This is a genomic window from Brevibacterium renqingii, assembly GCF_017808095.1.
Taxonomy (GTDB): domain Bacteria; phylum Actinomycetota; class Actinomycetes; order Actinomycetales; family Brevibacteriaceae; genus Brevibacterium; species Brevibacterium renqingii.
Genome location: NZ_JADBHG010000001.1, coordinates 1,095,038 through 1,116,715, shown reverse-complemented (window position 1 = coordinate 1,116,715; position 21,678 = coordinate 1,095,038). Strand labels below are relative to the sequence as shown.

Below are 21,678 nucleotides of genomic sequence, written 5' to 3'. Positions count from 1 at the left end.
CTCTGTGAAGGCGCGCCGATCGGCACCACGGACGAGGTGGTGCGGGCGCGCGGGGTGGGTGGCCTGCGAGGCCATGACGCCATGATCACCGCCGGCTCGGAGCATGCTCGACGAGGACGGTGGATCCTGGTCGCCGTCAGAGGAAATACAGATGCATGAGGCTATTCTATCAAGTCCGCGCTCGCCGGACCACGGCCGGAGGCTCGATGAAGCCTGTGCGTGACTCAGGCGAAGCCGGCGAACACCTCGGCGGGGGCGAGACCGAAGCTCAGGGCGAGGTTGAGCACGATGCGTGCCTTACGGGCGTCGAGGAGACCGGCGGGGATGAGTCCGGACTCGAGCAGGCCGATCTCGCCGCCGGGATAGCCGTAGGTCTTCGTCAGGCTCGCCCCCGACCCCGTGCGGGAGGCGAGCACCACCGGCATCGTCTCGGCCAGTCGGGCCACCGCGGGCAGCAGCTCCTCGGGCACATGTCCTCCGCCTACTCCCGAGACCACGGCACCGGCGAATCCGGATCCGGCGATGAGATCGAGCGTCTCCTCGGGTTCGCCCATCCCCACCTCGGCGAGGGCGATCTTCGACAGCCGTTCGGGGCGGGCCAGACCGGCGAACGGCGACTTCGGCGTCCGCGGTGGATGCGGCAGGTGGAGCGCGTCCTCGCTGAGCCAGCCGATCGCCCCGAGCACGGGCCCGGAGGAGAATGCGGCCGTCGACGTCACATGCGACTTGCGGGCGAACCGGGGGTCGTGGACCTCGTCATCGAATACCAGCGAGGCCGGCAGGCCGCTGACCTGATCCGATAAGGCGGTCAGTGCGGCGGCTCTGACGTTCGCCGGCCCGTCGGCCCCGGGCAGAGTGGGATTGCGCATGGCTCCGGTGGCCGCGATATGCACCCCTGAGTCGTTGAGCAGCCAGAGGCCGAACGCTGATTCCTCCAATGTATCGGTGCCCTGTGTGAGCACGACGCCATCGGCTTCGGTGCTTCGGGCGAGCTCGACGACGTCGAAGAGCATCTCGAGGGTGACGTTCGCACTCGAGACCTGAGCGACCTGGGTGAAATCGGCCTGCAGGTCCGGCCAGATCCCATCGAGACCGGCAGCCGCGGCGATCTCGACGCCCCCGAGCGCAGGCGCCACTCCGCCGGCGGCGTTCGCGGTCGATGCGATGGTCCCGCCGAGGGCGGCCAGAAGCAGGTGAGGAGCGGTCGGCGATGAGGTCTCAGGCATGGTTCGAGTCTAACGTCAGTGCCGTTTGCTAATCTCCACGCATGGATCCCGAAACAGTGCTCCGGCTGGCCCACGAGCAGGCCATGCAGTACCCCTCGGTCGAGGTCGGCCAGCCCTTCGGACCTGAGTACACCGTCTACAAGGTGCGCGGGAAGATGTTCATGATGACATATGAGCTGAGAGGCGTCCCGAGCCTCAACCTCAAGATCGATCCTCTCGACAGCGAGGTGCGGCGGGACGCTTATGCCGAGATCACTCCCGGCTACCACATGAACAAGAAGCACTGGGTCACCGTGGCCGGGTCGGGTACCCCTGCGGACGATTGCGCGCAGCTCAGCACTGCCGAAGCAGAGGCAGGCGGCTCGGCCGATAATCTCGACCCGGAGCTACTCCACGATCTCGTGCTCGAATCCTACTGCCTCGTCGTGGAGAAGCTGCCGAAGAAGGACCAGCCCGTGGACCCCCGCACCTTCGGCGGGAGGGATGCGATGAGCTGAGGCAGGAGCTCATCCGGCGGAAAAGGGCGCACAGTTTGGCACGGATTCGTCCGCGGACAGAGAATAGTCGTTATGTCAGCCCTGTCTTCCGCGCTCGCCTTTCGGCGGCTGCTCGAGTCGAACGCGACTCTGCGCATGCTCCGGGCCGACAACCTCGCCGTCATGGCCGGCACGCTCGATTCCCACCTGGGACGTCCGGGGACGCGGATGAACACCGAGGACCTGCACGAGAGCATCGACGCCGACCTCGAAGAGCTGCGCGATCATTTCGACCTCGCGCTCAAGACCGCCAAAGCCTACTGCGATGACTGGCGTCGTGCGGAGATCCTCGTTCGGCGACCGGCCACCTCGGCCAGAGGCGAGACCTACGAACTCTCCGCAGCCGGCTTCGACGCCATCCGCATGCTCGAACAGCTGCGCACTCCGCCGCAGACCGCCACCGAGTCCCGGCTGGTCAGCCTCGCCCAGTCCGTGCGCCAGCTGGCTATCGACACGGACCCCGACAGCTCCCGCCGACTGGCCGCCCTGCGCACCGAACGCGACCGCATCGACGCCGAGATCGCCCGGGTCAGACGCGGTGATCCGCGCTCGGTCGTCCTCGACCGGCGTCGTGCGAACGAACGCGTCTCCGACATCCTCCAGCAAGCCCAGGGTCTGCCCGCCGACTTCGCCCGAGTGCGCGCCCGCTTCGAGGAGCTCAACCAGGAGCTGCGGGTCTCGATCCTCGCCGCCGAGGACTCCCAGTCGCAGGTCCTCGACGAGGTCTTCCGCGGTGTCGACCTCATCGAGTCCTCCGATGAGGGCCGCACATTCTCGGCCTTCTCCGCCCTCGTCCGCGACCCCGAGCAGTCCGCGGCCTTCGACGACGACATCGCGGCCATCCTCGACCGCGACTTCTCCGCCACCCTGTCGCTGACCACCCGCCGCTCGCTGCGCACCCTGATGCGGCAGATGAAGGACGGCTCCCACGAGGTCTCGGACATCCTCACCGAGTTCGCCCGTGGTCTGCGTCGGTACGTCCACTCGCACGAGTTCCAACGCGACCGCGTCATGCGCACCCTCCTGCAGGAGGGCCTGGCCGCCGCCGCTCCGGTTGCCCGAGTGCGCAGGCCCTACGACGAGATCGGCATCGACCTCGAACTCTCGAGCGTGCCGCTCGGCAGCGTCGGCGAGGTCATCCTCCACGATCCCGAGGAGTTCGACGCCGGTGCGGAACTGGGCGAGGCCGCCGAGTCCGAGGTCGACTTCGCCGAACTCCTCGCCGTGGCGCGGGAATCCGAGATCGATTTCGCCGAACTCACAGAGAACATCAACTCCGTCGTCTCCGCCGCGTCCGAGACCTCCGTCGCCGAGGTGCTCGACCGGTTCCCCGCCACTCAGGGTCTGGCGAGCGTCGTCGGGCTGCTGTCCCTGGCCAGCACGTACGGTCAGGTCGATGAGGACAAGCGCGAAATCCTCACCTGGTCCGGCGTCGACGGCATCGCCCGCACCGCCACGATCCGTCGCCACTACTTCACCGAAGGCATCACCCTATGATCCGCACCGACCACACCGAGGCGACCGCCTCGTCGACCCCCGCTGACGACACCACCCGCGCCGAGGCGGGGGAAGGAGCCGGCCACAACCCCAGTGCCCTGTGGACCGGCGACACCGGGACTCTGGGGGAGCGGACCCGACGAGTGCTGCTCGAACTCCTCAAGGGGCCCTATGTCTCGGGCGTGCAGAGCCCGCAGCTGTGGGCGGCACTGGTGGCCGACGAGGGCCTCGTCCGCTCCCGGCTGCACGACCTGTTCCTCGACCTCGTCATCGACCGGGTCGACGAATTCGCCTTCACCCGCAAGATCGTCACCGACGAGATCGAGGCACCGGCGGCCGTGCGCAGCGAACGGCTGACCTTCCTCGACACGGCCATGCTCCTCGTGCTGCGCCAGCTGCTGCTGGCCGCTCCCGGAGAGAAGCGCGTCATCGTCGACCGTGAGGAGGTCTACGAAAGGCTCGCGATCTATCGCACCGGGGACGAGTCGACGTTCCAGCGCAATCTCAACGGCGCCTGGTCGCGCATGAGCAACCGACTGCGCGTCCTCCACAAGGCCGGTGAGGACCGCTTCGAGATCTCTCCGATGGTGAAGTTCCTCATCGATGAGGACCGGGTGCGCGAGCTCATCGACGTCTACGAACGCATCGCCGCAGGCGATACCGACGCCGGTGAGGCGGACACCGCTGCCGCAGCCGCTGCCGCCGAAACGTCCGATGACGGCCCCGAAACCTCGGCTGAGACCACCACCGACGAGGAGGACGAGTCGTGACCGAAGCGCTCTTTCCGCTCGACGCCGCCTTCGTCGCCGACCAGGCGCGCGCTCGCGGCGCGAACCGACCCGAAGTGGGCAGCCAGTGGCGGCTGTCGGAGATCCAGATCGCGAACTGGGGCACGTTCGACGCCGATATCCACCGCATCCCCGTCTCCCATCGGGGACACCTCATCACCGGACCCTCCGGCTCCGGCAAGTCCTCCCTCCTCGACGGCATCGCCGCGGTCCTCACCCCGGACAAATGGCTGCGCTTCAATGTCGCCGCACAGACGGCCGGTGCTCGTCTCGACCAGCGCAGCCTCGTCAGCTACGTCCGGGGAGCATGGACGCGGACCGCTGACTCCGACGAGGACCGGGTCGTCAGCAAGTATCTGCGACCGCGGGCGACGTGGAGCGGTATCATCCTCCGCTACGACAACGGCAGCGACCGCCCGCTGTCGCTGGCCCGCCTCTTCTTCATCAAGGGTTCGGGAACGAAGACGACGGATCTGTCCGACGCCTGCATCTTGGAGCGCGCCGAACTCGATCTCGCCGACCTCCAGCACTATGCGCGGTCCGGACTCGAGACCCGCAAGCTCAAGGCCGACCGCCCCGACGCCGTTGTCACCTCGAACGGATCGCACGGGAAGTTCTATGCGCGGATGCGCAAGACCTTCGGCATGGCCGACGAATCTGCACTCCAGCTGCTGCACAAGACGCAGTCGGCCAAGAGCCTCGACAGCCTCGATCGGCTCTTCCGCGATCACATGCTCGAAACCCCGGTGACCTTCGATCTCGCCGAGACCGCGGTCGCCCAGTTCGGCGACCTCAAGGACGCCCACGACCACGTCGTCCAACTGCGCAGACAGCGCGACCATCTGCAGCAGCTGCGGGAGGCCGCGTCCAGCTTCGAGACCGCCAATGACATCGCCGCGAAGTCGATCGCTCTGAGCGAGTCGCTGCTGCCGTACCAGAAACGCCGTGAACTCGACATCCTGCGCACGGACCTGTCCGCACTGACGAGGCAGCTCGTCGAACTCGAGGTCACCGCCGATCGGGCCAAGCGCGACTATGACGCGGCGGTGGACGAATACGACCTGGCCAGACGGACGACGCTCGAACTCGGCGGAGCGGAGGCCGAACACCTCCAGCAGCGCATCGACGCAGCCGAGACCGAACGGCGCGCCATCGCCGAACGCTGGGCCGGACTGGCTCGCCAACTCGAGCAGGCCGGCATCGAGTCGGCTCCGAACACGGCCGCGGAATTCGCCGAGCTGCAAGCCCAGATCGCGGCCAGTCTCGGCGACGACACGCAGGTGGCAGGCCCCAGCCATGCCGACCACGACCGCTTCTCGACCGCCCGCGCCCGGGTCAGGGAACTCGAAGGCGAGATCGAATCGCTGCGTCGTTCGGGATCGACTGTGCCGAACAATCTCATGGCGATCCGAGCCGAACTCGCCGCCGGCACGGGGCTGAGCGAGAAGGCGCTGCCGTTCGCCGCCGAACTCATCGAAGTCGATCCCGATGAGGCCCGATGGACCGGGGCGATCGAACGAGTGCTGCGACCCATGGCGCTGACCGTCCTCGTCCGCTCCGAGAACCTGACCGCAGTCCGCTCCTGGGTCGATGCGCACCGCATCCGCGGTCGTCTCGTCTTCGAAGAGATACCCGCTAAGGTTCCCGGTCCGCGCCCAGTCGGCAGTGAGAGTTCCCTGGTCAACAAGGTCCGTGTCGCCGACACCGGATTCGGCGACTGGGTGCGATCCACCCTGTCCGAACGCTTCGACTTCGCCTGTGTCGACCATCCCGACGAGCTCGACGACCACCCGCGTGCCGTCACCGTCAAGGGACAGGTCAAGACCTCGCGCACCAGATACGAGAAGGACGACCGCCGGCGCATCGACGACCGCAGCCAATGGGTCCTCGGCGACCGGGAAGCCAAGCTCGAAGCGCTCATCGACTCCCTCAAGGAAGCTCAGACGGAGCTCGCCGCCGCCGAGCAGATCGTCGCCGCCGCAGATGCCGAAACCGCTCAGGCGCACCGCCGCCGAGGCATCCTCGCCGGCATCCGCGAGCAGTCCTGGCGGGATGTCGACCGGGCAGGCGCGGCCGAGGTCGTCGAAACCTTGGAACGGCAGCTGGCCGAACTCGAAGACGCCGACGGCGACCTGCAGCAGGCGATCGGCGCCGAACGTGAGGCGAAGGCGACCAAGGACGCCGCCGAGACCGCGCGCTCCGAGGCCGTCTACGCTCTGCGCCGAGCCGGTGAGGAGTCGGCGAGTCTGCGCTCAGGCATCGAGCGTCTGGAAGACGATGTCAGCGCCGGCCGCATCCCCGAGGTCGACAGCCACCTCGGCGAACAGCTGGATGAGCGGTTCCGCAGGATCCAGCGCGGAATCCGGCGCGACAGCCTCGCCGAGGTGGGCCAGCAGGTTTCGCAGGCGCTGCAGGAGGAGAAGGACCGGGCACAGGCGGAGGCGAGCCGGGCCGGCCAGTCCGTGACGCGGCTGGCCGCGGAGTTCAAGGCCGCATGGCCGTCGGTGTCGTCCCAGCTCACGGCCGAGGTCGATGACCGGCGCGCGTATCTGACGATGCTCGACGAGATCGAGGCCCACGGCCTGCCCGATCACGAGAACCGGTTCCGGGAGCTGCTCCAGCAGCGTTCACGCGACCTCATCGGCGAGCTGCTCAACGAGATCCACGCCGCCCCACGCGAGATCGAGGACAGGGTCGCCCCGATCAACTCCTCCCTGCTGCGGTCCCAGTTCGACGAGGACCGCTACCTGCGGCTCAAGGTCAAGACCCGGCGCTCCGAGACCGTCAACGCCTTCATCGCCGACCTGCGACTCGTCGCCGCCGGCAGCTGGGGCGAGGACGATATGGAGACCGCGGAGAGGAAGTACGACACGCTGGCCGAGGTGATGCGCCGGTTCGCCTCGAGCGAGCACGTCGACAAGGTGTGGAAGACCCAGTGCCTGGACACACGTCTGCACGTCAGCTTCCTCGCCGAAGAGATCGACGACCACGGCCGCGCGCATGCCACCTACGATTCGGGTGCGGCGATGTCCGGCGGGCAGCAGCAGAAGCTCGTGATCTTCTGTCTGGCGGCGGCGCTGCGCTATCAGCTCGCGGACCCCGATGAGGCGATCTCGAAGTACGGCACGATCATCCTCGACGAAGCCTTCGACAAGGCCGATACCCGCTATACGCGGATGGCTCTGGACATCTTCATCGAGTTCGGGTTCCACATGGTGCTCGCCACTCCGCAGAAGCTGCTGCAGACGATCGAACCCTATGTGGGTGCGGCGACCTCGATCGAGAATCCGAGCCGGCAGAAGACCCTGACCTCGACGATGGTGTGGGACGAGACGGGCCGCGGGAAAGCCGGGGGCTCGGATGATGCGCACGAGCCGGCCGAGGCGCCCGACGGGCGATGAACATGCTCTCCGTCGCCGAGGCCCGCGCTCGGGCGCGCAGCCGTCTGAGCTCGTCCATGGCCGCCTGGGCGGCCGGAGCCGTGGACGTGGTTCGCCTCGAGATCGCGCTCAGACCGCCGACGGAGAAGCAGGTGCTCGCCGACCAGAATGCGGCCGCCGACTGGGCGGCGAGCTGGCGGGCTGTCGAGGAGAAGGGGGATGCCTCGGCGCTGCAGATCGATTGGGAGGACCGCAACTGGGCCCGCATCGGGCGCCAGCGCGTCCCGATCCGACTGCGTCTGACCACCCCCGCCGAGGTGGCCGCCTTCGTCGGCGGCGACACCGCCCGTGACTGGAGGACGCTGCGCGATCGCGCCCAGCTGATTCGGCAGCGGTTCGGTGCCGATGGCATGGGAGATGCTGACAGGTTCAGCGCCACAGAACCCGGTCCCGGTTCGGACAGCGACCCGCTCGCCTCGGCGATCCGATCGCAGGCGAAGAGGATCCTGTCGCTGACCGACGGAGCGTTCGCCACCGTCGTCGACGTCGTCGACTGGCTGCGCAGCCACCATCTCGGTTCCCTGCGGCCCCGGCAGCTGCCCATCCGCGGAGTCGACTCGAAGTGGTTCGAAACCCACCGCAGCCTCGTCACGGCGCTGCTGACCGGGATCGGGCACGCCGGGGCCGTCACCGTCCTCGACGCCGAACCGAAGCTGCGGCTGCGCATCCTCGATCCGACCGTCGCGGCCGAGATGTCCGGCCTCAACGACATCAGTGCGCCGATCTCCCAGCTGAGTCGTCTGCCCCTGGCGCCGAGCGTGGTCTTCGTCTTCGAGAACCTCGAATCCGTGCTCGCGATGCCGACCTGGCCGGGCGCGGCAGCCGTCCACGGCTCCGGCTATGCGGTCGATGGTGTGGCGCGATTGGCGTGGACCGGGCGCGCCCGAGTGATCTACTGGGGCGACCTCGACTCGCACGGGTTCGCGATCCTCAACCGCCTGCGCAGCCATATGCCCGAGGTCGAGTCCGTGCTCATGGACGAAGCCACCCTGCTCGCGCACGAGGATCTGTGGGTGCCCGAACCGAAGCCGAGCTCCGGCACGTTCCCGGAACTGACCGGCACCGAGGCCCGCGCGCTGGCCCGCATCCGGGCCGCGGGAGACGTGCGGCTCGAACAGGAGCGGATCCCCTGGGACACCGCGCTGGCCCGGCTGGCAGCCGCGGTCGGACAGCCGGCGCCGGGCAACCTCGGCGCGGGGACGGACGGTTTCGCGGAAGGGGAGAGCCGCCTCGGCGAGGGGACGGGCCGGTCCGGTGAGGGGTCGGGCCGATCCGGTGAAGGACCGCGCTGAGTGACTCCGGTGACGACCGACAAGCCGTGCGGGGGACTGACGGCGATGTGCATCGCGGAGCTGGTCTGCTGGGGCCTGCTCTACTACTCGCTGCCGGTGGCGGTCACCCCGATCTCGGCGGACATGGGGTGGAGCCACACCACGGTGACGGCGGCTCTGACCGTGGGTCTCATCGTCTCCGCACTCGTCGGGCCCGCCGTCGGGCGGATGCTCGATTCGCACGGGCCCAGCCTGATCATGGGCGCGGGGACGCTCATCGGCGCCATCGCCTTGACGCTCGTGGCCGCCGCCCCGAACCTCATCGTCTTCTTCCTCGCCTGGATCCTCGCCGGCTTCGCCCAGGCCGCAACGCTCTACCCACCGGCGTTCGCCGTCGTCACCCGCTGGTACGGGGCCGAACGGACGAAGCCGCTGACGACGATCACGCTCGTCGGCGGACTCGCGTCGACGGTTTTCGCCCCGATCATCGCCTGGCTCATCGATGCGGTGGGGTGGCGGACGACCTATGTCGTCCTCGCCGGGCTGCTCGCAGTCGTTGTCCTGCCGCTGAACCTGGGCTTCTTCAACAGGCGGTGGACCGACGAGGCGGCCGCCCGCACGGAGAAGCCGAGCCGGGCCGAACTGCGCCGGGTCACCCGCGACCCGCGCTTCCTCATCCTCCAAGCAGCGGTCGCCGTCGCGACCTTCACCCTCTTCGCCGTGACGATCAACATCATCCCGCTCATCATCGAACGCGGTGCGGGCTACAGTCTGGCCGCCGTGGCGCTCGGCCTCGTCGGCTTCGGCCAAGTGGCAGGACGCTTCGGCTATCCCAGCCTGGAGAGACACACGAATGCCCGCACGCGCACGGTCGTCCTCTTCGCCGCAGGGGCGGCCGGTCTCTGGCTGCTGGCGTTCGTGCCGGGCCCGATCTGGCTGCTCATCGGCATCGCCATGCTCGCCGGGGGAGTGCGCGGGTGCATGACTCTGCTGCAGGCCACCGCGGTCTCCGACCGGTGGGGGACGAAGAACTTCGGTGCCGTCAACGGTGTCTTCGTCGCCCCGATCACGGCCGGCACAGCCCTGGCACCCGTCGCCGGCCCGGCCCTGGCCGGAGCGCTCGGCGGCTATCCGATGATGGCGGTGGCGATGGCCGGTCTGCTCACAGCGGCGACGGTGCTGTCGGCGAAGACCTGAAGCACCGGCCAGGCCTGGGTCGGGCCCGTGACCGGCCCCGAAGCACCGTCCAGGGGAAGGCGTGAGGGTTTTCGCGTCAGGGACGTGACGCAGCTCGCGTGAGGAACCGGACAGCCTCGGCGGAGGATTCCGCGGCTAGACTGAAGACGCGGTCAAGGCCTCGCCTCGAGGCAGCCCCTGCCGGGGTTCGCACCAGCGCTTCCCTGGCGTTCGTGTTTCAACGGAAGGAACCACATGCCCACCGTCGCAAGAAACATCGTCGATACTCTCGTGGCCAGTGGAGTGGAGCGCGTCTACGGCATCCCCGGCGACTCGCTCAACGGCTTCACCGATGCGCTGCGGGTCAATCCGCAGCTCGAATGGGTCCACGTCCGCCACGAGGAGGCCGCCTCCTTCGCCGCGAGCGGCGAGGCCGCGCTGACCGGTGAGCTCGCGGTCTGCGCCGGCAGCTGCGGTCCCGGAAACCTCCACCTCATCAACGGCCTCTACGACGCCCAGCGCTCGCGAGTGCCGGTGCTTGCCATCGCCGCCCACATCCCCAGCGACGAGATCGGCTCGAACTACTTCCAGGAGACCCACCCGACGGACGTCTTCCGCGAGTGCAGCGTCTACGTCGAGCACGTCGCGAACCCCGAGCAGATGCCGCGGCTGCTGCGCATCGCCATGCGCGAGGCCATCGAGAAGCGCGGTGTCGCCGTCCTCGTCATCCCCGGTGACATCGGACTGAGCGAGATCGATGCCGCCGCCGAGGTGGTCAAGGCCTATCCTTCCCGAATGATCCCCGCCGAGTCCCAGATCGAGGCCGCGGCAAAGGCGCTCAACAAGAGCAGGAAGACCACGATCCTCGCCGGGGCCGGCACCGAAGGCGCGCACGATGAACTGCTCGCCATCGCCGAGAAGCTGCAGGCGCCGATCGTCCATTCCCTGCGCGGCAAGGAGTTCGTCGAACACGACAATCCCTATGACGTGGGCATGACCGGACTGCTCGGGTTCTCCTCCGGCTACGCCGCGCTCAAGGACTGCGACGCCCTGCTCATGCTCGGCACCGACCTGCCCTACCAGCAGTTCTATCCCGAGAATGCGACAGTCATCCAGGTCGATGTCCGCGGCTCTCAGATCGGACGCCGCACCCCGGTGGACATCGGACTGGTCGGCACGGTCGCCGATACCGTCGAAGCCCTGCTGCCGAAGATCACCCCGAACCGCAGCAGCTCCCATCTCAAGACGCTGACCAAGCACTATGCGAAGACCCGGAAGGATCTCGACGAACTGGCCACGCCCTCGAAGCGGACGATCCATCCGCAGTACCTGACCCGGCTCATCGACGAGATGGCCGATGACGACGCGGTCTTCGTCCCCGATGTCGGCTCACCGGTCGTCTGGGCGTCCCGCTACCTGACGATGAACGGCAAGCGCCGGCTCATCGGCTCCTTCAGCCACGGCTCCATGGCCAACGCTCTGTCCCAGAGCGTCGGCGTGCAGTCGGCCTTCGAAGACCGGCAGACCATTGCGCTCGCCGGCGACGGAGGGCTGGCCATGCTGCTCGGTGAGCTCATCACGCTGACCCAGAACAAGCTGCCGGTGAAGACGGTCGTGTACAACAACTCCTCGCTCAACTTCGTCGAGCTCGAGATGAAGGCCGCCGGTTTCGTCACCTTCGGCACGGACCTCGCCAACCCCGACTTCTCCACCATCGCGGAAGCGGTCGGCATCAAGGGCTTCCGGGTCGAGAAGTCCAAGGACCTGCCGAAGGTGGTGCGGGAGTTCCTCGCCTACGACGGGCCGGCCGTCCTCGACGTGGTCACCGAGCGCCAGGAGCTGTCGATGCCGCCGTCGATCACCGTCGAGCAGGCCAAGGGCTTCGCCCTCTACGCCATCCGCACGGTGCTCTCGGGCAAGGGCGACGAACTCATCGACCTCGCCCGGACGAACATCCGCCAGCTCTTCTGAGCCGGCTGCCGGAAGGCGCGCCGGTGAGTCCGCTGCGCCGAAGCCGCTGGTGCGGAAACCGCTGCGTCGAAGCCGCTGCGCCGAAGCCGACGGCGCGGATACCGCCGGCGCGGATGCGAAGCGGCCCGGCACGCCGGGTCGTGGAGCGCGGATGCTTCCTGGAGGCGGATCCGCTCTGAAATGCGCGCGGATTTCGTGCTGGATCCGCCTGCAGGAGACGCGTGTGGCGCGGGAGCGGCCAGCGCTCTCAGCCCAGGGGGTAGGACGCGAGGGCGCGGGCGGTGACGAGGGCTGCGGTCATGGCTTCGTGGCCCTTGTCCTCCTGGGAGCCCTCCAGCCCGGCCCGGTCGATTCCCTGCTGCTCGGTGTCGCAGGTGAGAACACCGAAGCCCACGGGCCTGCCTGAGTCGATGGCAACCCTGCCCAGGCCGTCGGTGGCGGCCTGGCAGACATAGTCGAAGTGCGGGGTGCCGCCGCGGATGACGACGCCGAGCGCGACGACCGCATCGAAGTGAGGGGCCACTCGGGCCGCGGCGACAGGCAGCTCGAAGCTGCCGGGCACGCGGATCAGCGTGGTGTCTGCTCCGGCCTCGGCGGCGGCGCGTCGGGCTCCGTCGACGAGGCCGTCCATGATCTGCGTGTGCCAGGAAGCGGCGATGATGGCGACGCGCAGGTCGGCGGCGTCGACGGTGAGTTCGGGTGCTCCGAAATGGGCCATGGCTGTGTCCTTCGTTCAGGGCTCCGGTGAGCCGGGTTCGTGGATGATTCGGGATGCGGGCCTGATGCCGGACTCGTGCGCGATTCGGGATGCGGGTCCGCGAATGCTGAGAGCCGGTGAATGGTGAGGACCCGTCTGCGCAGGCTCAGGCTCAGCTGGCGACGGCCCCGGGTGCGGTGGTGCCTGTGACCTCCGGCAGCGCCAGCGCATGGTGCATGCGCTCGCGCTTCGTGGTCAGATAGCGCGTGTTCTCCGGCCGCGCCGCGATCTCGAGCGGCACGACCGCTTCGACCGTGATGCCCAGCTGCTCGAGTGATTCGGTCTTGGCAGGGTTGTTCGTCAGCAGCCGGATGCGAGTGAGACCGAGTGAGCCGAGGATCGCTGCCGCGGCACGGTAGTCGCGGGCGTCGTCGGTGAATCCGAGCTCCCGGTTCGCGTCCACGGTGTCCCTGCCCTGATCCTGCAGCGCATAGGCGCGAAGCTTGTTGCTCAGACCGATCCCGCGCCCTTCGTGACCGGTCAGGTAGATCACCGCTCCACCGTGCTCGGCGATGACATCGAGCGCTTGGTCGAGCTGTTCACCGCAGTCACACCGGTGCGAATTGAAGACGTCCCCGGTCAGGCACTCCGAATGCACCCGCACGAGCGGCGCCGGACCGGCCGAAGTCGTCTCGAGGGACCCGGCGAACACGCCGAGGTGGTCGTGCCCGTCGATCGTGAATGCGCGCGCCCGCAGGTGCCCGTGCTTCGTCGGCAGCGGCACTTCTTCGGTCGACATCAGATCCTCCTCGCCGGAGTCGGGAGCGGCCGACTCTTCCGCAGCGGGCGATGGGGACCCGCCCGCGACGGGCCCATCGGTCTGCGAAGCCGCGTCGCGTTCCTCGAGGTAGGCGATGAGCTGTTCGATCGAGACCATCACGAGCTCGTTGTTATCGGCGAAGTCGCGCACCGCATCGAAGCGCATCATCGAACCGTCGTCGTGGACCACCTCGGCGATCATCGCCACCGGTCGGGCACCGGCCAAGCGCGCGAATTCGACCCCGGCCTCCGTGTGGCCGGGTCGCTCCCGCACACCGCCGGACTTCGCGACCAGGGGGAAGACATGACCGGGACGCGAGATCGCGGCGGGATCCGGGTCTGCCGCAGCGAGGACGCGACCGGTCCGGGCGCGCTCGGCGGCACTGATGCCGGTGGTCACACCCACCGCATCGCAGCTGATCGTGTAGGCGGTGCCCTTCGGGTCTTCGTTGTCGGCGACCATGGGCGGCAGCCGCAGAGCCGCGGCGTGCTCGGCGGTCATCGGGGCGCAGATGACGCCGGAGGTGTGCCGGACGAAGAAGCCCATCATGGCGGCATCGGCGAATTCGGCGGCCATGATGAGGTCTCCCTCGTTCTCCCGGTCCTCGTCGTCGACGACGAGGATGGGCCGACCTGCGGCGATGGCGGAGACGGCGTCTTCGATCGAATCGAGACGGCTGGAATGGGCGACTGATTCAGTCATGATCGACTCCTTGGTGTGTGTTCGTCGCGGGGTGGGGACTCGCCGAGGCTGGCCCCGGGTGGGTCGGGGCGGCCTCGTCGACGGCATGGAAGGACAGGAGGCGGGCGGTGTACTTCGCGAGCACGTCCGCCTCGATGTTCACGGCCGCTCCGATCTCGAGCTCGCCGAAGGTCGTGTGGCTCAGCGTCGCTGGGATCAGCCCGACTTCGACCCACGCGGCGGCCTCAGCGGGTTCGGACACGGCGGTCAGAGTCAGGGACACCCCGTTGAGGGCGATGGAGCCCTTGACCGCGGTCAGCGGGGCGAGACCGGCAGGGATCGCGATGTGCAGGGTCGACCAATCGGGTCGGTCGGTGCGGTCGACGAGTTCGCCGCGTCCGTCGACGTGCCCTTGGACGATGTGGCCGTCGAAGCGCCCCGAGGCGGGAGTGCAGCGCTCCAGATTGACCCGGTCCGAGGTCTGCAGACTGCCGAGACCGGTCAGACGCAGGGTCTCACCCATGACCTCGGCGGTGAAGAGCCCCGGCTGCTCGGCGTCCTTCCGTCTCGTCGAGGTCAGGCAGACGCCGTTGACGGCCAGGGAGCCGCCGAGCTCGAGGTCGGCGACGAGCTCGCCGGCATCGATGGTGATCTCGGCCGAATCGTTCGTGTATTCGATGGCCTCGACGGTGCCGAGTCCTTCGATGATTCCGGTGAACATATGCCTCCGTGGTGCTGATTGCTGGGTGATGGTGGCCTGGTGCTGATGGCTGGCAGATGTGTGGTCAGCGCTGCGGTGCGGGCCGAGTGACCGATGCAGGCGGGGCGATCGGCCATGGGCGGACCGGCGCGGTGGACTGCCCGCGGCCGAGCGCTGTCGCTCGGCTGTCCGGCGGCGCAGGGGCCGTGGTGAAATGCAGCAGGAAGTCCGGGCCGAGCCGCGAGACCGCGGGCACCTCGGTGTCGTCGGGGATCAGCCGCAGCGCCTCGCCGAGGGTGTCGATGTTCAAGCCTTCGACACTGGAGCGCCCGGGACCGATGAGCATCGGGGCCTGGTAGCAGAAGACTTCGTCGACGGCTCCGGCGGCGAAGAAGGCACCGAGGACCCGCGGCCCGCCCTCGACGAGCAGGTGGCGTACACCCTCGGCATACAGCTGCTCGAGCGCCGCGTCGATGTCGTGGGTGGGCAGCCGGAGAGTGTCCGGGTTGAGCGCGAGGAAGGACTCGGCCGGCAGCGGAGAGGTGCCGAGCACGACCGGTCGCGGCTGGTTCGGCAGCGGGGAGCCGTCGCCGCCGCGCGCGTTGAGTCGGGGGTCATCGGCCAGGGCCGTGCCGGTGCCGACGAGGATGGCATCGACGCGGGAGCGGATCTCATGCGCATGGGCCCGGGACTCCGGCGAGGTGATCCACTGGCTGGTCCCGTCCGCGGCAGCGACGGCCCCGTCGAGACTCTGCGCGATCTTCGCCGTGACGAAGGGCCGGAGCTCGGCCATGGTCTGCGCCCACCGGGCGTTGAGGGCCTGGGCGTCCTCCCGGTGCAGTCCCGACCGCACCTGCAGACCCGCCTCGGCGAGGATCCGGCCACCGCCGGCGGCGCGGGGGTTCGGGTCGGGGGAGGCGAAGACGACAGAGGGGATTCGGGCGGCGATGATGGCCTCGGTGCACGGTCCGGTCCGCCCCCGGTGGGAGCAGGGTTCGAGGGTGACGAACAGCGTCGCGGTGCTCAGGTCGATGTCGAGGTCGTGGGCGGTGGTGATGACGTCCACCTCGGCGTGGGCGGTCCCAGCTCCCGCATGATGACCGGTCACGATCTGCCCGTCCGCGGTCAGGACAGCGGCACCCACCAGCGGATTGGCCCCGCGGAAGCCCTCCCGTGCAGCGTCGAGGGCGGCCGACATCGCCGTGGATTCGAGTTCGGTGAACTCCGCGTCCAAAAGAAAACCTCCCGAGCCTTCGCCGGGAGGGAGGATATTGCGGGTGCAACCATCAGGGTGACTCGGATGCGCGCCGGTGCCGTCGAATGCACCGAAACACAGCGGCCGAGGCCACCATGCTCCTCCCATCCAGACTCTGACTGTCGGTTTCGGAATTTCACCGAATCAGCCGCCGGCGCGAAGCTGGCGGGTCGCGGACTGTGACCGCCGGTACGGAATTTCACCGTCCCCGGAACATGTGAGGCCAGGTTAGCACGCCGATCGCCGAGGCGGGAATGGCATCCGTTACAGACCGAGTCCATCGCCTGGTGGGCTGAACGATTTGCTGTGATGCATAACCTGGGTATATAAATAAGTTATGGATGATGTGGATTCGGCAGAGCTCGTCTCGCGGCTCGTGGTCGTCTCGTCGCGCCTGACTCGGGCGTTTCGGCGAGTGATCGGCAACGAGAACTCCTTGGCGACTCTGCGCGCGCTCGCCGTCGTCGAGCAGTATCAGCCCGTTCGGGTCGGTCATTTCGCGCAGGGGTATCTGAGTTCGCAGCCTGCGGCGACGAAGCTCCTCGCCCGACTCGAGGAGGCGGGGCTCGTGCTCCGGGAGGCGAGTCCGACCGATGGGCGCGCTTCCCAGTTCTCTCTGACCGAAGAGGGCCGCCGGCGGCTGGCCGAGAACCGGTCGATCATGATCGAGCAGATGCAGCCCTATTTCGAATCGCTGTCCCCCGATGAGCGGATGAGCGTCGATCGCGCGCTGGGACTGGTGTCGGACTTCCTCAAGGACCGCCACCCGGTCGACAGCGCCGAGGAGGCTGTGCAGGAAGCGCCCGTACAGGAGGGTTCCGTGCAGGAACGCGACGGGGCCGGATCCACGGAGGTCGAGCCCGCCTGATCCGGGCGCGACCGCGAATCAACCACAGATTTCACCACATATCGCACCACAGGGAAGGGGCCGCGGCCACCAGATGAGAGCGTCAACCGACAACGAAGCACCAGGAGACACCGCAGCGGAAGCATCCATTCTGCGTCAGCCGCGAGCCGTATGGGCCGTGGCGTTCGCCGCGGTCATCGCGTTCATGGGCATCGGCCTGGTCGATCCGATCCTGCCGGCCATCTCGGCCGAGCTCGATGCCACGCCGGCACAGTCGATGCTGCTGTTCACCAGCTACCTGTTCATCACGGGCGGCATGATGTTCTTCACGAGCTTCCTGTCCTCGCGCATCGGCGCCAAGACGACACTGCTCGTCGGGCTCGTCCTCATCGTCGCGTTCTCCGCCCTCGCCGGGTTCTCCGGCACGGTCGACCAGATCATCGGCTTCCGGGCCGGCTGGGGACTGGGCAATGCGCTGTTCATCTCCACGGCGCTGTCGACGATCGTCGGCGCGGCCTCGGGCGGTGCCGATAAGGCGATCATCCTCTACGAGGCGGCCCTGGGCGTGGGCATCGCCACCGGCCCGCTGCTGGGCGGTCTGCTCGGCGGCATGTCCTGGCGCGGGCCCTTCTTCGGCACCGCTGTCCTCATGGCCATCGGCTTCATCGCCATCGTCGTCCTGCTGCCCGGAGGCACGAGCTCGAACGGTCCCACCGCCGAACCGATCAGACTCAGCGCCACCTTCCGCGCCCTGGCTCGGCCGGGCGTGGCCGTGCTGGGCGTCTCCGCTCTGCTGTACAACTTCGGCTTCTTCATCCTGCTGGCCTACAGCCCCTTCCCCGTCGAGGCGGCCGCCGCGAAAATGGGCATCGAGGACTTCGGCGCAATGGGGCTCGGGTACGTCTTCTTCGGCTGGGGCCTCTGCGTGGCAGTCACCTCGGTGTTCGGTGCTCCGCTGCTGACCAAGCGCATGGGCCGTCGCCGCAGCCTCATCGTCACGCTCATCGGACTGGCCGCGCTGCTGGCCGTCATGTCGTTCATCGTCGAATCGTTCGTCGGCATCATCGTCTGCGTCGTGATCGCGGGACTGCTGCTCGGCCTGCTGAACACGGTCTTCACCGAATCGGCTATGGAGGTCAGCGACCTGCCCCGCCCGGTGGCCTCGGGAACCTACTCGGGCGTGCGCTTCGTCGGCGGCGCAGTGGCGCCGATCGTCGCGGGCTCGGTGTCCGAGTCGATCAGCGCCGGTGCACCCTACCTCTTCGGCGCCGGAGCCGTGCTGCTGTCGGTCGTGGTCATCTCGCTCGGCTGGAAAGCGCTGCGCCGCGTCGACGGGCACATCGACGAGACTCCCGTCGACGAGGCCTATGCGCTGACCGGTGGCGATTCCTGAGACCTGGTTCCCGCGGCCCCGCAGCGGTGTTGCAGATCTGAAACCGGGTCTTCATGTGATCGACGGGCGCGATGAGGCAGAATGGTGATCGCGCTTCCTGGTGATCGGCTGAAAGAACCCTGACGATCAGCGGAAGAGTGCCGCCGGAAATATCACCTAACGATGAAGGCCATCATGACCTACGACGCGAATGCAGCATACAACTCAGGCTCCGGAGCGCCCGACCAAGGAATGCCAGGCGCCGGGATGCCCGGCGGACAGGGGTACGGTGCACAGGGATTCGGCGGAGCACCTCGCGGAGCCGCCAGCCCCGACGACCTCTCGCTCCCGCTCTACGGTGCGACTTTCGGGCAAGCCGTCAAGCGCTTCTTCAAGAACTACACGAAGTTCTCCGGACGCGCCTCGCGCAGCGAATACTGGTGGGCGTACCTCTTTGTGGCTCTGCTGCAAGTGATCCCCGGGATTCTCTACGGTATCGGCGTGGGGATGTCGGCGGCATCGGCCACGATGTCGGCCGCGGACCCCTATGGGATGTCGGCAGGCCCGTCCGGTGGGGCCTTGGCGCTCACCGGGATCGGCGGCATCCTGATGCTCATCATCGGCCTTGCGACGATCATCCCGTACCTGGCGATCTCCTGGCGCCGTCTCCATGATGCGAACTACCCGGGACCGATGTGGTTCCTCTACTTCATCCCCGGGGTGGGTTGGATCATCGTCCTCGTGCTGATGATCATGGAAACCAAGCCCGAGGGCCAGCGCTTCGACGCCTGACCTGCCACGGTTCGAGGAGTCTGAGCGACCGCGGAGTCGGGGTGACCAGGGTGATCGTCCGGAGCGCCTCCTGACCGCTCGAACCGCCTCGTCGGTGGCAGTCTCCTCCCGTTGCGCGGCCATCACTTCCTGTCGGTGGCATCTCCTCCCGCTGTGCGGCCATCACGCCCCGTCCGTGCCATCTCCTCCCGTTGCGCAACCATCACGCCCCGTCCGTGCCACCTGACACCGTTGCAACGGTGCGAGTTGGCATCGGCGGGGCGTTTCGTCTCTCGAAAAGCGGTGCGGAGCGCCAGAGTCGCGAAATGTGATGCTGTGCCTCCGCTGAATTTGCAGAGACCCACGCGCCGAGCTCGCGGAGACTCACCGGTCGCGCAGGGAGCGGATGAACGACCAGACCATGGCGGCGAAGACGATCGCCCAGACGGTGAAGCCGACCCAGAACCAGTGCTGACCGATCCACTCGATCGCCGGCACATGGTCCGAGTTGCCCAGGTACATGCTCGCCACTGCATACATGCCCAGCGGAAAGACCATGCTCCACAGTCCCGCCGAATAGCCCAGCGGCACGCGGTGGCGAAGATGACGCCAGGCCCCGGCCAGCACGAGCGAGGGGATGAGCCACGTGGCGAAGGCCCACAGCAGAGCCGAAGAGCCTCCGACGAGCAGACGTGTCGCATCGAGGAGCGGCGTCGATTCGAGTTCGAGGATCCTGGAGCCCGCAACGATCGAGATCGCCAGCGCGCCCATCGTCACCCAGTACGGGGCGTCGAAGTCCTCCGGCTCCAGTGGGTGCAGCAGCACCCGCACCCCGAGGAAGACCGCGCAGGCGATATAGAGCGCGAGGCCGACCGACCACATCACCACGGCGAGCAGTGACAGGGGCACCACGAGCTGTGGGGCGGTGTTCGTCTTCGGCAGCGCGATGGCCAGGCTCGAGGCCGCGACCGCCACGGACTGTGCCGCGACGACCCAGACGAACCACGTGCCGTTCACCCCGGTGACGACCGGGCGGATGCTCGAGCCGAGCACGGCGGTGAATGGGATCGCATAGCCGAGCACGAGCCATAACAGGCCTCCGACGCAGAACAGGACCATCGCCACAGGTATGACGCCGAGGCCGACGAGGGCGGTGACGAGGACGTTCGTACCCGCGATGATGGTGAAGAAGCCGAAAGCCCGGTTCGGATCGTGGAGGTCGTGGCGAAGGCCCTGCCGGAAGCGCAGAACCCGCCAGAGGGTGAGCACGATGAAATAGGCGTAGAGCGCGACCGCCACCCAGAACAGCACCGCCGAGATCAGCGCGAGTCCTTTGAACTGTGCGCCGATCGAGACGATGCCCGTGGCCATGACCGAGGCGAAGCAGCCGGGGGCGAGGGTCGCCGGGTTCAGTCCCCAGTCCCTGTGCAGTTGCGAGAGATCGCCGCTGGCTGTGCTCATCCGTTCCTCGTTCTCGTTTCCCTCTTCTCCACCCTCGATACTACGACCCTCGGGCAGGTTGTGCCCTCGGGCCGCCGAGCGACTGTGTGATTGCAGACATTCGCCCGCGTGAGATTCAGAATCGCGGTCGGCTTGATTATAGTTACCTATGGGTAACTTGACCCGAATCGGGGTATGCCGCAACGAGCGCGCCGCAGTGGCGTAGTCTGCTCAGAAACGGGACGTGCGGATGCACCCCAATGCGATCGACCGACGCAGACACAGACGACGCAGGCACAGACGATTGGGAGCCAGGGCAATGGAGAGCACATCGGACACGCTCACCGAGGATGCCGAAACCAGCAGCGATGCGGTCCACCTGCAGGGCTGGGGCATGTCAGGAAAGCAGGGAAGCGTCTTCTCGGGCGTCGATCTCGACGTGCCGACCGGCGGCCTCGCGATCATCCGCGGCCCCGCCGGCAGCGGCAAGACCTCGCTCCTGCTCTCCATCGCCGGGCGGATGCGCGTCTCCGCAGGGGAGGGCCGCCTCGGCGATCTGGATATCCGGAAGCAGGCCCGCGCCGTCCGCGAGCACGTCGCCGTCGGACACGTCGAGGGGCTGACCGATCTGGAGAACGATTTCACGGTGGCCCAGCACGTCGCCGAGCGGCAGATCATGCTGCAGCCCTGGTACAAGCCGTGGGTGTCGAAACCGTCGCTGCGCGAGGTCATCGGCCTCATCCGCGATACCTTCCACTCGGCGACCGAGTTCATCGATGAGCTGCCCGAGGGGACCTTCTCGACCGAGGACGCACGGGAAGCCGATTTCCTCATCGACGAGGACGGTGAGGTGTTCGTCTCCGAGCTGAGCGAGCTGCAGAAGTTCCTCCTCGAGTTCGGACTCGCGAGCCTCAGCCGGCCGCCGCTCATCGTCATCGACAATATCGACTATCTGCGTGAACGCTCCGATCGCGCCCGGGCATGGGCTGGTCTGCTCATCTACCAGGAGCTGCGGAAATCGAGAGACCCGGACAATCCGCTCACGTTCATCGTCTCCTGCGAGGATTCCTCGGAATTCGACATCGCCCTGGAGGCTCTGCAGTCGGAGGTCTCGCCCACCGGGGTGAGCGAACTGCAGCTCAGTCCCCACCAGCCCCCGCGCCACTGAGGCCGCCGCACTCCGTGATCCC

Annotated in this window: 17 protein-coding genes and 1 riboswitch; of the genes, 11 read left to right on the top strand and 6 right to left on the bottom strand. The window is 67.8% G+C overall.

Translation table 11 applies throughout. The features are described from left to right. Positions 1-224: 224 nt before the first annotated feature. Positions 225-1,226: an asparaginase domain-containing protein gene (locus IIE29_RS05005; protein ID WP_209324043.1), complete on the bottom strand. Its 1,002-nt coding sequence runs from the start codon at positions 1,224-1,226 to the stop codon at positions 225-227. Positions 1,227-1,267: 41 nt separating this feature from the next. Here IIE29_RS05005 and IIE29_RS05000 point away from each other — a divergent pair, with 41 nt between their 5' ends. The 7 genes from IIE29_RS05000 (at position 1,268) to poxB (ending at position 11,905) form a co-directional block, all read left to right on the top strand. Then, complete coding sequence (locus IIE29_RS05000; protein ID WP_209324042.1) at positions 1,268-1,723, top strand: MmcQ/YjbR family DNA-binding protein; 456 nt, start codon at positions 1,268-1,270, stop codon at positions 1,721-1,723. Between the two features lie 72 nt (positions 1,724-1,795). Next, on the top strand, positions 1,796-3,259 hold the full coding sequence (locus tag IIE29_RS04995; protein WP_209324041.1) for a DUF3375 domain-containing protein: 1,464 nt from the start codon (positions 1,796-1,798) through the stop codon (positions 3,257-3,259). Further along, positions 3,256-4,029 (top strand): DUF4194 domain-containing protein, encoded by a 774-nt coding sequence (locus IIE29_RS04990; RefSeq protein WP_209324040.1) that lies wholly within the window; start codon positions 3,256-3,258, stop codon positions 4,027-4,029. Before IIE29_RS04995 ends, IIE29_RS04990 begins: the two co-directional genes overlap by 4 nt. Further along, on the top strand, positions 4,026-7,448 hold the full coding sequence (locus IIE29_RS04985; RefSeq protein WP_209324039.1) for an ATP-binding protein: 3,423 nt from the start codon (positions 4,026-4,028) through the stop codon (positions 7,446-7,448). Before IIE29_RS04990 ends, IIE29_RS04985 begins: the two co-directional genes overlap by 4 nt. Beyond that, the gene (locus tag IIE29_RS04980; protein WP_209324038.1) at positions 7,445-8,779 is read left to right on the top strand and encodes a Wadjet anti-phage system protein JetD domain-containing protein; all 1,335 of its coding nucleotides are present in this window, start codon (positions 7,445-7,447) and stop codon (positions 8,777-8,779) included. Before IIE29_RS04985 ends, IIE29_RS04980 begins: the two co-directional genes overlap by 4 nt. Then, entirely contained in the window at positions 8,780-9,955 is a 1,176-nt protein-coding gene (locus IIE29_RS04975; protein WP_343071794.1) for an MFS transporter, read from the top strand. 234 nt (positions 9,956-10,189) lie between these two features. Continuing rightward, positions 10,190-11,905: a ubiquinone-dependent pyruvate dehydrogenase gene (gene poxB, locus IIE29_RS04970; RefSeq protein ID WP_209324037.1), complete on the top strand. Its 1,716-nt coding sequence runs from the start codon at positions 10,190-10,192 to the stop codon at positions 11,903-11,905. 247 nt (positions 11,906-12,152) lie between these two features. Here the strand turns inward: poxB and ribH are convergent, their stop codons facing one another. The 4 genes from ribH to ribD all read right to left on the bottom strand — a co-directional run bounded on the left by ribH (position 12,153) and on the right by ribD (position 16,037). After that, the gene (ribH, locus tag IIE29_RS04965; RefSeq protein WP_209324036.1) at positions 12,153-12,623 is read right to left on the bottom strand and encodes a 6,7-dimethyl-8-ribityllumazine synthase; all 471 of its coding nucleotides are present in this window, start codon (positions 12,621-12,623) and stop codon (positions 12,153-12,155) included. A gap of 151 nt (positions 12,624-12,774) precedes the next feature. Next, positions 12,775-14,124 (bottom strand): GTP cyclohydrolase II, encoded by a 1,350-nt coding sequence (gene ribA / locus IIE29_RS04960; protein ID WP_209324035.1) that lies wholly within the window; start codon positions 14,122-14,124, stop codon positions 12,775-12,777. Beyond that, positions 14,117-14,824, bottom strand: coding sequence for a riboflavin synthase (locus IIE29_RS04955; protein WP_209324034.1), 708 nt, complete (start codon positions 14,822-14,824; stop codon positions 14,117-14,119). Before IIE29_RS04955 ends, ribA begins: the two co-directional genes overlap by 8 nt. A gap of 64 nt (positions 14,825-14,888) precedes the next feature. Further along, positions 14,889-16,037, bottom strand: a complete 1,149-nt coding sequence (gene ribD, locus IIE29_RS04950) for a bifunctional diaminohydroxyphosphoribosylaminopyrimidine deaminase/5-amino-6-(5-phosphoribosylamino)uracil reductase RibD (protein WP_246475687.1) — start codon at positions 16,035-16,037, stop codon at positions 14,889-14,891. Positions 16,038-16,150: 113 nt separating this feature from the next. Further along, positions 16,151-16,278, bottom strand: a riboswitch (FMN riboswitch). Between the two features lie 117 nt (positions 16,279-16,395). Here ribD and IIE29_RS04945 point away from each other — a divergent pair. The 3 genes from IIE29_RS04945 to IIE29_RS04935 all read left to right on the top strand — a co-directional run bounded on the left by IIE29_RS04945 (position 16,396) and on the right by IIE29_RS04935 (position 19,069). Next, positions 16,396-16,926 carry a MarR family winged helix-turn-helix transcriptional regulator gene (locus tag IIE29_RS04945; RefSeq protein ID WP_209324033.1) on the top strand — a complete coding sequence of 177 codons (531 nt, stop codon included), beginning with the start codon at positions 16,396-16,398 and terminating at the stop codon, positions 16,924-16,926. 73 nt (positions 16,927-16,999) lie between these two features. Further along, positions 17,000-18,298, top strand: coding sequence for an MFS transporter (locus IIE29_RS04940; protein ID WP_209324032.1), 1,299 nt, complete (start codon positions 17,000-17,002; stop codon positions 18,296-18,298). 174 nt (positions 18,299-18,472) lie between these two features. Then, positions 18,473-19,069, top strand: a complete 597-nt coding sequence (locus IIE29_RS04935; RefSeq protein WP_246475686.1) for a DUF805 domain-containing protein — start codon at positions 18,473-18,475, stop codon at positions 19,067-19,069. 363 nt (positions 19,070-19,432) lie between these two features. Here the strand turns inward: IIE29_RS04935 and IIE29_RS04930 are convergent, their stop codons facing one another. After that, positions 19,433-20,509: a tellurite resistance/C4-dicarboxylate transporter family protein gene (locus IIE29_RS04930; protein WP_209324031.1), complete on the bottom strand. Its 1,077-nt coding sequence runs from the start codon at positions 20,507-20,509 to the stop codon at positions 19,433-19,435. Positions 20,510-20,807: 298 nt separating this feature from the next. Between IIE29_RS04930 and IIE29_RS04925 the strand changes: the two genes are divergently transcribed. Continuing rightward, positions 20,808-21,656 (top strand): ATP-binding cassette domain-containing protein, encoded by an 849-nt coding sequence (locus tag IIE29_RS04925; RefSeq protein WP_209324030.1) that lies wholly within the window; start codon positions 20,808-20,810, stop codon positions 21,654-21,656. Positions 21,657-21,678 lie beyond the last annotated feature (22 nt).